The sequence below is a fragment of the Microbulbifer hainanensis genome (genome assembly GCF_014904735.1).
Taxonomy (GTDB): Bacteria; Pseudomonadota; Gammaproteobacteria; order Pseudomonadales; family Cellvibrionaceae; genus Microbulbifer; species Microbulbifer hainanensis.
In genome coordinates this window covers 27,185-39,620 of sequence record NZ_JACZCR010000042.1, presented here as the reverse complement: position 1 = coordinate 39,620, position 12,436 = coordinate 27,185, and the positions used below count along the sequence as shown (strand labels likewise).

Annotated in this window: 11 protein-coding genes; 8 read left to right on the top strand and 3 right to left on the bottom strand. The window is 62.4% G+C overall.

What is annotated here, in order from left to right:
- Positions 1-168 precede the first annotated feature (168 nt).
- The 7 genes from IG168_RS16470 (at position 169) to gloA (ending at position 8,017) form a co-directional block, all read left to right on the top strand.
- Positions 169-576 (top strand): MerR family transcriptional regulator, encoded by a 408-nt coding sequence (locus IG168_RS16470; RefSeq protein ID WP_193165626.1) that lies wholly within the window; start codon positions 169-171, stop codon positions 574-576.
- 28 nt (positions 577-604) lie between these two features.
- The gene (locus tag IG168_RS16465) at positions 605-1,774 is read left to right on the top strand and encodes an isovaleryl-CoA dehydrogenase (protein ID WP_193165624.1); all 1,170 of its coding nucleotides are present in this window, start codon (positions 605-607) and stop codon (positions 1,772-1,774) included.
- Positions 1,775-1,854: 80 nt separating this feature from the next.
- Complete coding sequence (locus tag IG168_RS16460; RefSeq protein WP_193165622.1) at positions 1,855-3,462, top strand: carboxyl transferase domain-containing protein; 1,608 nt, start codon at positions 1,855-1,857, stop codon at positions 3,460-3,462.
- Between the two features lie 81 nt (positions 3,463-3,543).
- Complete coding sequence (locus IG168_RS16455; RefSeq protein WP_193165620.1) at positions 3,544-4,341, top strand: enoyl-CoA hydratase/isomerase family protein; 798 nt, start codon at positions 3,544-3,546, stop codon at positions 4,339-4,341.
- A 51-nt stretch (positions 4,342-4,392) separates the two neighbouring features.
- Entirely contained in the window at positions 4,393-6,384 is a 1,992-nt protein-coding gene (locus tag IG168_RS16450) for an acetyl/propionyl/methylcrotonyl-CoA carboxylase subunit alpha (RefSeq protein WP_193165618.1), read from the top strand.
- Entirely contained in the window at positions 6,384-7,286 is a 903-nt protein-coding gene (locus IG168_RS16445) for a hydroxymethylglutaryl-CoA lyase (protein WP_193165653.1), read from the top strand. The genes IG168_RS16450 and IG168_RS16445 overlap by 1 nt, the downstream gene beginning before the upstream one ends.
- 257 nt (positions 7,287-7,543) lie before the next feature.
- A complete protein-coding gene (gene gloA / locus IG168_RS16440; RefSeq protein ID WP_226877066.1) occupies positions 7,544-8,017 on the top strand; it encodes a lactoylglutathione lyase in 474 nt (157 codons plus the stop codon).
- A gap of 145 nt (positions 8,018-8,162) precedes the next feature.
- Here the strand turns inward: gloA and IG168_RS16435 are convergent, their stop codons facing one another.
- Both IG168_RS16435 and IG168_RS16430 read right to left on the bottom strand, forming a co-directional pair.
- Positions 8,163-10,007 (bottom strand): amidohydrolase, encoded by a 1,845-nt coding sequence (locus IG168_RS16435; protein WP_193165616.1) that lies wholly within the window; start codon positions 10,005-10,007, stop codon positions 8,163-8,165.
- Between the two features lie 25 nt (positions 10,008-10,032).
- Positions 10,033-10,599, bottom strand: coding sequence for an antibiotic biosynthesis monooxygenase (locus IG168_RS16430; protein WP_226877065.1), 567 nt, complete (start codon positions 10,597-10,599; stop codon positions 10,033-10,035).
- 132 nt (positions 10,600-10,731) lie between these two features.
- Here IG168_RS16430 and IG168_RS16425 point away from each other — a divergent pair, with 132 nt between their 5' ends.
- Complete coding sequence (locus tag IG168_RS16425; RefSeq protein WP_193165612.1) at positions 10,732-11,982, top strand: DUF945 family protein; 1,251 nt, start codon at positions 10,732-10,734, stop codon at positions 11,980-11,982.
- A 58-nt stretch (positions 11,983-12,040) separates the two neighbouring features.
- Here IG168_RS16425 and IG168_RS16420 read toward each other — a convergent pair whose 3' ends face one another.
- The gene (locus tag IG168_RS16420; RefSeq protein ID WP_193165610.1) at positions 12,041-12,394 is read right to left on the bottom strand and encodes a DUF4870 family protein; all 354 of its coding nucleotides are present in this window, start codon (positions 12,392-12,394) and stop codon (positions 12,041-12,043) included.
- Positions 12,395-12,436 lie beyond the last annotated feature (42 nt).

Sequence of the window (12,436 nt, the reverse complement as noted above, 5' to 3'; positions counted from 1 at the left end):
CCACCCAGCCCGCGTAAGCCGCCCAGCCGCGCCTCGGGTGCGGCATTCCCGCCCGTTTGCCCCAGACCAAATGACTGAAGTCCTCCCTGGGGTCGGTCGTGGCACGTTAGTTTACGTTTACGTTAACGTAAACCTTTGCTAGGCTTTCGCGCGTCCTGAGGAAGTCTTATGAAACCCGATCGTATTGCCGCCGAACCCGCCAGCTACAGCATTTCAGAGCTGGCGCGTGAATTCGATATCACCACCCGCACCATCCGCTTTTACGAGGACAAGGGCCTGCTGAGCCCGGCGCGCCGCGGTCAGACGCGCGTCTACAGTCCGGAGGACCGGGTGCGCCTGAAGTTGATTCTGCGCGGCAAGCGGCTGGGTTTCTCCCTCGACGAGAGCCGCGAAATCATCGACATGTACGATCCGGCCCACGGCAACGTGGAGCAGCTGCAGAGGCTGCTCGAACGCATTGAACAACAGCGCGCGCAACTGCAGCAGCAGTTGCGCGACATCCAGAGCCTGATGGGCGAACTGGACGATGCCGAGGCGCGCGCCCGCGCTTCCCTCGCGCGCAACACAGATTCCTGAACAAGAACACTGTATTTACGGAGTTACTATGAACACCGCTTACCGCACCCTCAACTTCGGTCTCGGCGAAGAGATCGATATGCTGCGCGACATGGTCTACAAGTTCTGCCAGGCGGAGCTGGCCCCGCGCGCGGCGCAGATCGATGAGGACAACCTGTTCCCGGCGGATATGTGGAAAAAATTTGGCGAGCTGGGCCTCCTCGGCATGACCGTGGAGGAGGAGTTCGGCGGTTCCAATATGGGTTACCTGGCCCACGCCGTGGCGATGGAGGAAATCTCCCGCGCGTCCGCATCCGTGGGCCTGTCCTACGGTGCCCACTCCAACCTGTGCGTCAACCAGATCCGCAAGAACGGTACCCAGGCGCAGAAGGAAAAATACCTGCCGAAACTGTGTTCCGGCGAGCACATCGGCGCGCTGGCAATGAGCGAACCCAACTCCGGCTCCGACGTGGTCAGCCTGCAGCTGCGCGCCGAGAAAAAGGGCGACCGCTTTATTCTGAACGGCAACAAGATGTGGATCACCAACGGCCCCGATGCCAACACTTACGTGATCTACGCGCGTACCGAGCCGGGCATCAGCTCCGGCGGCATCACCGCGTTTATCGTCGAGCGCGACTTCCCGGGCTTTTCCCAGGCGCAGAAGCTCGACAAGCTGGGCATGCGCGGTTCCAACACCTGCGAACTGGTGTTCCAGGACTGCGAAGTGCCGGAAGAAAATATCCTCGGTGAACTGAACGGCGGTGTGCGGGTACTGATGAGTGGCCTCGACTACGAGCGCACGATTCTCTCCGGCGGCCCGGTCGGTATCATGCAGGCGTGCATGGATGTGGTCGTACCCTACGTCCACGAGCGCAAGCAGTTCGGCAAAGCCATCGGCGAGTTCCAGCTGATGCAGGGCAAGCTGGCCGATATGTACGCGGACCTGAGTGCAAGCCGCTCGTTCCTCTACGCGGTGGCACAGGCGTGTGATCGCGGCGAGGATTCGCGCAAGGACGCCGCTGCGGTGATCCTGTTCACCGCTGAGCGCGCCACCCAGATGGCGCTGCAGGCAATCCAGACCCTCGGCGGTAACGGCTACATCAACGAGTACTCCACCGGCCGCCTGCTGCGCGACGCCAAGCTGTACGAAATCGGCGCGGGTACTTCCGAAGTGCGCCGCATGCTGATCGGTCGCGAGCTGTTCAACGAAACCCGCTGATCAATCCGGAATCGATAAATTCCTGCCGGAGTGGTTTCCCTCCGGCAGGCAGGCTCCTCTGAAAAAGTGAATCAGAGTTTATGAATCAACTGCAGAGCAAAATTAATACCCGCGATGCCGCCTTTGCGGAAAACCGCGAACAGATGGAAAAGCTGGTCGCCGATCTGCGGGAAAAAGTCCAGAAAATTTCCCTCGGCGGCAGCGAGCGTGCGCGGGAGAAGCATGTCGCCCGGGGCAAGCTACTGCCGCGGGACCGCATCGATACATTGCTGGATCCGGGCAGTCCCTTCCTGGAATTCTCCCAGCTGGCCGCCTACGACATGTACGGCGAGGACGTGCCGGCCGCCGGTATCATCACCGGTATCGGCACCGTCTCCGGCCAGCCCTGTGTGATCGTGGCCAACGACGCGACGGTGAAGGGCGGTACCTATTACCCGCTGACGGTGAAAAAACACCTGCGCGCCCAGGCGATAGCCGCGGAGAACAACCTGCCGTGTATCTACCTGGTGGACTCCGGTGGCGCCAACCTGCCGCGCCAGGACGATGTCTTCCCGGACCGGGAACACTTCGGCCGTATCTTCTTCAATCAGGCCAATCTGTCCGCGCAGAATATCCCGCAGATTGCCGTGGTCATGGGCAGCTGCACCGCCGGCGGCGCCTATGTGCCGGCGATGGCCGATGAATCCATCATGGTGAAAGAGCAGGCGACCATTTTCCTGGCCGGCCCGCCGCTGGTGAAAGCCGCTACCGGTGAAGAGGTGTCCGCCGAGGAACTCGGCGGTGCCGAAGTGCACTGTCGCACGTCCGGTGTCTCGGACCACTATGCGAACAACGATGTGCACGCACTGGAGCTGGCGCGCCGCTCGGTGAACCGCCTGAACCGGGTGAAGAACCCGGGGCTGGATATCGCCAAACCGATCGAGCCCATCTATCCGCCGGAAGAGATTTACGGCGTGGTGCCCAGCGATGCGCGCCAGCCCTACGACGTGCGCGAGATCATCGCGCGTACTGTCGACGGTTCTGAGTTCGATGAATTCAAAGCGCTCTACGGCACCACCCTGGTAACCGGCTTTGCGCGTATTCACGGCTACCCGGTAGGTATCGTGGCCAACAACGGCATCCTGTTCGCCGAGAGCGCACAGAAAGGCGCGCACTTTATCGAGCTGTGTGCACAGCGCAATATTCCGCTGGTATTCCTGCAGAACATCACCGGTTTCATGGTGGGCAAGCAGTACGAGGCCGGCGGTATCGCCAAGCACGGCGCCAAGATGGTGACCGCGGTGGCGACGGCCAAGGTGCCGAAGATCACCATCCTGATCGGCGGCTCCTTCGGCGCCGGCAACTATGGCATGTGCGGCCGCGCCTACGATCCGAATTTCCTGTTTATGTGGCCGAATGCACGCATTTCCGTGATGGGCGGCGAGCAGGCCGCAGGCGTGCTGGCGCAGGTCAAGCGCGACCAGATGGAAGCGCGCGGCGAGAGCTGGAGTGGAGAAGACGAGCAGGCGTTCAGAAAGCCGATCGTCGACGACTACGAGCACCAGGGGCACCCGTATTACGCCTCGGCGCGCCTGTGGGATGACGGCGTTATCGATCCGGCGGATACCCGCCGCGTACTCGGCCTGTGCCTGGCTGCGGCGACCCACAAAGAACCGGAAGAAACCAAGTTCGGTGTGTTCCGGATGTAATCCGGACAAAAATCGCTGTAGGGTGAGCCTGCCCGTCAGGCTTGCCAAACAACACCGAACCAGGAAACAAGGAACAGATTTATGAGCGACAAACTGCTGTGCGAAATCGACAGTGAAGGCGTGGCCACGGTTACCCTGAACCGCCCGGAAATACACAACGCCTTTGACGACGAGTTGATTCGCGAACTCGGCGAGACCTTCGATCGCCTGTCGCAGAACCCGGATGTGCGTGTGCTCGTGTTGTCCTCCAACGGCAAGAGTTTTTCTGCCGGCGCCGACCTGAACTGGATGAAGCGCATGGCGAATTACTCGGAAGAGGACAACCGCCGCGATGCCGCCGCACTGGCGGCGATGCTGCACAAGCTCGACACCTTTCCCACACCGACCATCGCGCGGGTGCAGGGTGCCGCCTTTGGCGGTGCCGTCGGCCTGGTCAGCTGTTGCGACATGGCGGTAGCAACCGAGCGCGCCAGCTTCTGCCTGTCCGAAGTGAAGATTGGCCTACTGCCGGCGACTATCAGCCCCTATGTGATCAACGCCATCGGCGCGCGTCACGCGCGGCGCTACTTTGTCACCGCGGAGCGTTTTTCCGCGGAGCGCGCGCGGGAGATCGGACTGGTTTCGGAAGTCTGCCCGGAGGCCGACCTGAACCTGCAGGTGCAGCAGCTGGTCAACGCGATCACCGACAACGGGCCGCGCGCTGTCGCCATGGCCAAGCAGCTGGCCATGTCTATGTCCAACCGGGTGATCAATGAAGAACTCCAGGGCCAGACCAGTGCACTGATCGCCGCCGTGCGCGTGTCGCCGGAAGGTCAGGAAGGACTGGGCGCATTTCTGGAAAAGCGCGCACCCAACTGGATGAGCAGCGGTAACGAATAATCTGTGCGAGGCACCGTAAAAGGTGTCCGCGATGATTGAGAAGAGTTAAACATGATTCGCAAACTGTTAATTGCCAACCGCGGTGAAATCGCCTGCCGCATTATCAAGACCGCTCGCCGCCTCGGCGTGGCGACTGTGGCTGTCTATTCCGATGCCGATGCCGATGCGCTACATGTGCAGCTCGCCGATGAGGCAGTACGCCTGGGGCCGGCACCGGCGAAGGAATCTTACCTGGTGATCGACAAGGTAATCGCCGCTGCGCAGCAGACCGGTGCCGATGCCATTCACCCGGGCTACGGTTTCCTGTCGGAAAATGCGGCGTTCTGCCGCGCCTGCGACAGCGCCGGCATTATTTTTGTCGGTCCGCCCGCCGGAGCCATTGAAGCGATGGGATCCAAATCCGCCGCCAAGCGGATCATGGAGGATGCCGGCGTGCCGCTGGTGCCCGGATACCACGGCAACAACCAGAATGCGGATATTCTCGAGGGCCACGCCCAGCGCATCGGTTACCCGATACTGCTGAAGGCCGCCGCCGGTGGCGGCGGCAAGGGCATGCGCCGCGTCGACAAAGCCGGTGAATTTCACGAGGCCCTGGAAGCGGCCAAGCGCGAGGCGATGAACGCCTTCGGCGACGACCTGATGTTGCTGGAGCGCTATGTGGTCAACCCGCGCCACGTGGAAATCCAGGTGTTCTGCGACAATCACGGCGGCGGCGTCTATCTGTTCGAGCGGGACTGTTCGGTACAGCGCCGCCACCAGAAAGTGGTCGAGGAAGCACCGGCGCCGGGGATGAGCGAAGAGCTGCGCGCGCGCATGGGCGAGGCGGCCCTGCGCGCGGCCCACGCGATCGGTTATGTCGGCGCGGGCACGGTGGAATTCCTGCTCGATGCCAGCGGTGCCTTCTATTTCATGGAAATGAACACCCGCCTGCAGGTGGAGCACCCGGTAACGGAAATGATCACCGGACAGGATCTGGTGTCCTGGCAGCTGGCGGTTGCCGCCGGCGATCCGCTGCCGCTACAGCAGGATGACCTGAGTATTCTCGGCCACGCCTTCGAAGTACGTATCTATGCCGAGGATCCGGATAACGATTTCCTGCCGGCCACCGGCACCCTGGTTCGCCACCAGCCGCCTCAGGAGACCGAGTCGGTGCGTGTCGACACCGGCGTGCAGAGCGGCGACGAAATCAGCGTGCACTACGATCCGATGATCGCCAAGCTGATCTGTCACGGCCGCACCCGCAAGGAAGCACTGGTAAAACTCGACCGCGCGCTGCAGCAATACCAGATTGCCGGCGTGCGCCACAATATCGAATTCCTGCGCCGCGTTATCAATCACAAGGCGTTTGTCAGCGGCCGTGTCTCGACCCACTTTATCGAGGACTACGAAGCGGATGTGCTGCGACCGGATCGGGAGCTGACACCGCTGAAGTGTGCCGCGATCGCCGGCTACCTGAGCGAGCGCGAAGCGCGCGACCTGCGCGGTGCCGCGCCGGCCGCGGATCCGCATTCCCCGTGGCACAGCGGCGGCAACTGGCGTTCCGGCCTGGCCGCCACGCGTCGCCACACCATCGAATACCACGGTCGCCACGCGGAGATCACATTTACCGCCGAGGGCGCGGCAGTGCGCTGGCAGTGCAACGACATGTCCGGTGAGATCCGCGTGCTGCCCGGGCATGAACTGGCACTGGTCGACGGCCGTAGGGTTGGTTTTATCGGTGTGGACACCGCCGAGGGCGGCACCGTGTTTATCGACGGCACCCAGGTAGAATTCAAGGTACTGCCGCCGGATATCGGCGAGAGCGGCGACCAGGCCCACGGCCTCGACGCACCGATGAACGGCACCATCGTGGCGCTGCTGGTGGAACCCGGCACCCAGGTGGAAAAAGACCAGCCGCTGCTGGTGATGGAGGCCATGAAAATGGAGCACACGCTGCGTGCCCCGGCGGCCGGTACCGTGGAGCAGTTTTTCTGCGCGGCGGGCGAACTGGTGGACGGCGGCAGCCTGCTGATTGACTTTGCTGTCAGCGACGGGGAGGCGTAATCGTGAGCAAATTACCCCAGCACGTAAAAATGGTTGAAGTGGGTCCGCGCGATGGCCTGCAGAACGAAAAGCAGGAGATCTCCGTGGCCACACGCGTGGCCCTGATCGACAAGCTCAGCGATGCCGGCTTGCCGGTGATCGAGGCCGGCAGCTTCGTGAGCCCCAAATGGGTACCGCAGATGGCGGCGAGTGAGGACGTGCTCGCCGGCATCGCGCGCAAGGCCGGAATCACCTACAGCGCGTTGACGCCCAACCTCAAAGGCTACGAGCGCGCGGTCGCGGCCAAAGCCGATGAAGTGGCGGTTTTCGGCGCGGCCTCCGAGGCGTTCACGCAGAAAAACATCAACTGCACCATCGCCGAGAGCCTCGAGCGGTTCCGCCCGCTGGTGGAGCAGGCACAAAGCGATGGCATCCCCGTGCGCGGCTATGTGTCCTGTGTGCTCGGCTGTCCCTATGAGGGCGACATCGATCCGGTCAAGGTGGCCGACGTCAGCGCGGCCCTGCTGGAAATGGGCTGCTACGAGATTTCTCTTGGCGATACCATCGGCGTGGGCACGCCGGAGGCGGCCAAGCGCATGATCGAGCAGGTCGCCGCCAGGGTGCCGCTGGAGAAACTCGCGGTGCACTTCCACGATACCTACGGCCAGGCGCTGGCCAATATCTATGCGGCACTGCAGATGGGTGTGGCCGTGGTGGATTCGGCGGTGGCCGGCCTCGGTGGCTGCCCCTATGCCAAGGGGGCCTCGGGCAATGTGGCCAGCGAGGACGTACTCTATCTGCTGAATGGCCTCGGAATCGAAACGGGGGTAGACCTGCAACTGCTGGCGGATGCCGGCAACTTCATCTCCCACGAGCTGGGCCGCGACAGTAACTCCCGCGTTGCCCGCGCACTGGCTGGCTGAGTCTGCTGTGCCGGCGGCGCGGCTTGAAAGCGCCGCCGCCGGTCCCCATCGTTAGTCGGGTCATCGTTTGTCGGACACAGGTTCCGCCCACTGAGCGGCGGAACCGCCGGCACAACATTCTCCCCCGTTGTTCGCCGGAGCCTACCGGCCGCAGCATCAGTACAGGAGTCGCCCCATGTCTCGTCATTTTTGAGCAGGCCCCCGGCCTGTCGGAAAGCGCAGATCCCGCCACTGAAGGCTATGTCTTCAATCAGACAATGCTGCGCATCAAGGACCCGGCGCGCAGCCTGGATTTCTATACCCGGGTAATGGGCATGCGCCTGGTGCGGAAACTGGATTTCCCGGAGATGCAATTCACGCTCTACTTCCTCGCTTACCTGGACGATCGCCAGGCGCAGGAAGTGCCGGCGGATGATGGCGGCTGCACCACCTATACCTTCGGCCGTGAGGCGATGCTGGAGTTGACCCACAATTGGGGCACCGAGAAAGACCCGGAGTTTTCCTATCACAACGGCAACGACGAGCCACAGGGGTTCGGGCATATCGGCATCGCCGTACCCGACGTCTACAAAGCGGCGGAGCGTTTCGAATCCCTGGGCGTGCCGTTCCAGAAGCGTCCGGACGACGGCAAGATGAAGGGACTCGCATTTATCCGCGATCCGGATGGCTACTGGATCGAGATACTGCAGCCGAACATGATGGAGCAGCAGCAAAAGGACAGTTCTGAGTGATCTGAGGTCACTAAGTTGGACGGCTGGTTACTAAAAAAATGGTCCGGGTATTTCAAAATATCCGGACCATTTTTTTAGACTGACAACCGGGTGCAGGTTTTCACTGGCCCTGCACCGGTTGCTCAATTTCCTTCTGCACAGTCTGTCAAAAAGCAAAACACGAACACCCAAAGGTTCCCCAGAATTCCCGGTAGTCGGAATCCGTGATCGGCAGTTGTGAACCGCGGGCGAACCGGTGGTTGTGACCGTGCACCGCGCAGGGGCCGCAGCAGCGGTGCAGGCTGTTGCGTGCGGCCATTGGCGGGTGCCAGTAGCCGGGCACCCGTGCCACCGGCGACCATTCCGGCAATACCGGAATCGGCGGCGGTGCCAGTTTGTCGAAGTCGCCGCGGCCGTAGACCACCTCGCCACCCACCACAGTGAGCACCGATTCCAGCCCACGGATTTCCTCTTCCGGTATCGAGAAGTAGTCTGCGCTGAGCGCTGTCAGGTCGGCCAGTTGGCCCACCTTGATCTGTCCTTTGTCACCCTGGTCGGAGGAGAACCAGGCGCTGCCGTGGGTGTAGAGTTCCAGCGCAGTCTCGCGAGATAGCCCCTCCGGGTAGAGCTGCAGGCCGCCGACGGTGCGGCCGCTCACCAGCCAGTACAGGGAGGTCCAGGGGTTGTAGCTGGATACGCGGGTGGCGTCGGTGCCGGCGCCCACCGGGATACCTTCGGACAGCATGCGCTGGATCGGCGGCGTCTGTTCTGCAGCGGCGCTGCCGTAGCGGTCGACGAAATACTCACCCTGGAAGGCCATACGATCCTGGATGGCGATACCGCCGCCCAGCGCCCGCACCCGCTCGATATTACGCGGGCAGATGGTCTCTGCGTGGTCGAAGAACCAGGGCAGGCCGTCGAAGGGGATCTCACGATTCACTTTCTCGAACACGTCGAGCATGCGCGAGATGGATTCGTCATAAGTGGCGTGCAGGCGGAAGGGCCAGCGATTTTCCGCCAATAGCCGGACGATGGGCTCCAGTTCGGACTCCATGGACTCGGGCAGGTCGGGGCGCGGTTGGAGGAAGTCCTCGAAATCCGCGGCGGAGAAGACCAGCATCTCGCCGGCGCCGTTGTGGCGGAAGAATTCATCCCCCTGGCGGTAGGTGACGCTGCCGGTCCAGTTTTTAAAGTCTGCCAGTTCCTCCTTGGGCCTCTGCGTAAACAGGTTGTAGGCGATGCGCACGGTCAATTGGTTATCGTCCGCCAGCTGCTGGATTACCCGGTAGTCCTCCGGGTAATTCTGGTATCCGCCGCCGGCATCGATGGCGCTGGTCACACCCAGGCTGTTGAGCTCGCGCATGAATTGGCGGGTCGAATTGACCTGGTATTCCAGCGGCAGCATCGGCCCTTTGGCTAGGGTGGCGTAGAGAATGATCGCATTGGGCTGCGCGATCAGCATGCCGGTGGGCTCGCCGTTTTTGTCCCGCTGGATCTCTCCCCCCGGAGGGTCGGGGGTGTCCTTGGTGTAGCCGACCGCACGCAGCGCGGCGCGGTTGAGCAGGGCGCGATCGTACAGGTGCAGCACGAACACCGGTGTGTCCGGTGCTATCCGGTTGAGGTCGTCGAGGGTGGGCATACGCCGTTCCGCAAACTGGAATTCGGTCCAGCCGCCGACCACGCGCACCCACTGTGGTGTCGGTGTACGCGCGACCTGTTCCTCCAACATGCGCAACGCATCCGCTAAGGAGGGCACGCCGTCCCAGCGCAACTCGAGGTTGTAGTTCAGGCCGCCGCGGATCAGGTGCAGGTGGGAGTCGTTGAGGCCGGGAATCACGGTTCTCCCGCGCAGATCGATCACCCGCGTGTGCGGGCCGCGCATTTGCATCACCTCGCTGTCATCGCCCACGGCGACAAAGCGACCGTCGCTTACGGCCACGGCACTGACTTCCGGAAGTTCCGGGTCTACGGTGTGAATACGTCCGTTGTGGAGTATGAGTTCAGTGTTCATGGTCTCTCCTCAAGCGCTTACGCGGCTACCGGGTTAGCCAGGCATCGAATCGCCTGGTGGCCCATGGCATCAGCAGGTAGACGACCAGCGTCACGATGCAAATAGTGATCAGCAGATTGCTCAGCACGAATCCGCCCAGCAGCGGCCAGTGGATAAAAGCCGGTCGCCACAGTAGGGGCAGAATCAGTGTCAGTGGATAAATGATGCAGAAGGTCAGCAGGGCCTGTTTCCAGCGCGGTGGCTGGTCGAGTCCCGGGGCGCCGGGGGTAAACCAGAATTCGGCCCCCGGCGCCACCTCGATCTGGTCGCCACTCCTGAGCAGAGGTGCTATTTCTTCAATCAGTTGTCGCCGCTCGGCGGAGTTGATCCAGTTGCTAAGAGATTCCTCGGTGGCAAAGTGCAGCACCGAGGTAAAGGTCAGGTCCCCGGCGTTCTGCTCGGGGCGAATGACACTGACGCCCCGGTGGCCGGGGAAGGTGCGGGCCTGGGAGACGATGCGCTGCAGCCACGCCTCGTAGCGGGGAGCATCGCCGGCCTGTACCCGGTGGTGCACGACAAAGGTCACGGCCTCGCCGGGCTGGCCAGTCGCCATGGAAGCATCCTCCCGAACCATATAGTTCTTATGATAGTGAGCCGGTGGTCATCTCCCACGGCCGCCGGCTGCGGGACTGGGTCATGGCGGATCTGCTAATATCCGGCAAACTGCATAACCAGCGCTATATCCATGAAGAAACTGTCCCTTTTCCTGTTGTCTGTCTCCGCCCTGGCACTGGCGGCCGCGTTAATCGCTCCGGGATTTGTCGGCCCCAAAGTCGAGGAAACCTGGAAACAGCAGCTGGGGCAGATTCAGGGCGGTCGCGTCCTCGACTACCAGCGCGGCTGGTTTGGTGCCGAGGCCAGTACCGAAGTGCTGTCGAGCGAGGGCAATACCGAGCTGCGCAGTAATATCCAGCACGGCCCGGTGCTGTTTACGGCCGGCGGGCCCCGCCTCGGGGCTGTCTACAGCGAGACGCGCCTGACAGTCGGGCAACTGGCGCCGTCGCTGCGGGTGCAGCTGGAGAAGTTCTACGGGCGCCTCGACCACAGCCCGCTGGTGTTGGAGACACTGGTGGGCACGGACAACCGTGTGCTCAATACGCTGCGCCTGGAGCCGTTCACTCGCAGCGATAGCGGCGGCGAGCTGAAGTTTGATGGCGCGCGGCTGCTGTTCGAAACCGACTATCGCGGTACCGCACTGGACGGCACCTTCGAGGTTGGTGCGGCGCAGCTGACCAAGGGCGGTGTGGAGAAGTTTCACTCGGAGCCGGCACAGGGCCGGTTCCACTACGCGGTGGCCGAGCGCCGCGGCGAGGCAAATCTCGCCCTGTCGATGCTGCGCGGTGAGTCCGAATCGGGTCCGCTGGAACTGCACGATGCCAGTCTGCAGCTCGACCTGGAGCAACTGGATTCCGGCCGGTTGAAGCTGGTCAGCGACCTGGTCCTGCCGCAAATCCAGTCGGCCACGCCCATCTCCTCGGTGAAGCAGCATTTGATATTGCCGCAGATCAGTGTCGCGGACCTGGCGCACTACCTGGGTGCGTTGATGTTGCCCGCCACCCAGCGCAATTGGCAGCGGGTGATGCAGCGGCCGTTGCAGCTGCAGCAGCAACTGGCGATTGAATCTGCCAATGGCCCGGTAATGATGGATGCAGATGTGGACTGGCGCGGTTTGCCGGTTTCTGCGCGCCCGGTCAAGCTGGCGCCGGGACAGTGGCTTGAGCCGATGACCGGCACTGCGACCTTTTCCGCGGCCGAGCAGGCACTGATGCAGTCGCCGCTGGTGGCCCAGGCAATGATGCTGCGCCAGTACGGACTGTTGCTGGAAAATGACGGGGAGCTGCAGATGCACCTGGAGGTAAACCGGGGGGATCTGCAGGTCAACGGACAGCAGCTGCCGCCGGACCTGTTTATGCTGGCGCTAACCGGCCAGTTCTAGGGCTCGATCGGCAGTGGCGGCCTGCCGCCGCTACTGCCGATGGGCGACGTTTTGCTATTCAGTAAGCGGGGCGGTTATCCGCCAATACCAGCCAGCCGCGAATCACGCGGTATACCACCCAGATCCAGCTGATTCCGAGAATCAGGAATCCCAGCCCGAAAATCCACACGGTGGCCCAGCCCACCACGATCCACAGGATGCTGAACCAGAAGGTGCGGATCTGCCAGCGGAAGTGGGATTCCGCCAGGGTGCCGCGCACATCACCGCGCTTGGCGTAGTTGATGATCACCCCAATAAAAAACGGTACCGCAGTGAACAGGCTGATGGCCTGAATCAGGTAGACCAGCGTGGCCAGGTCGCGCCCGCCCTGTTCGCGGGCCTCGGCGGATTTGGTGGGGAACTGCTCCGTCATGATGTTATCTCGCGAGAAAGTGACTTCAATATTGTGCGGGCG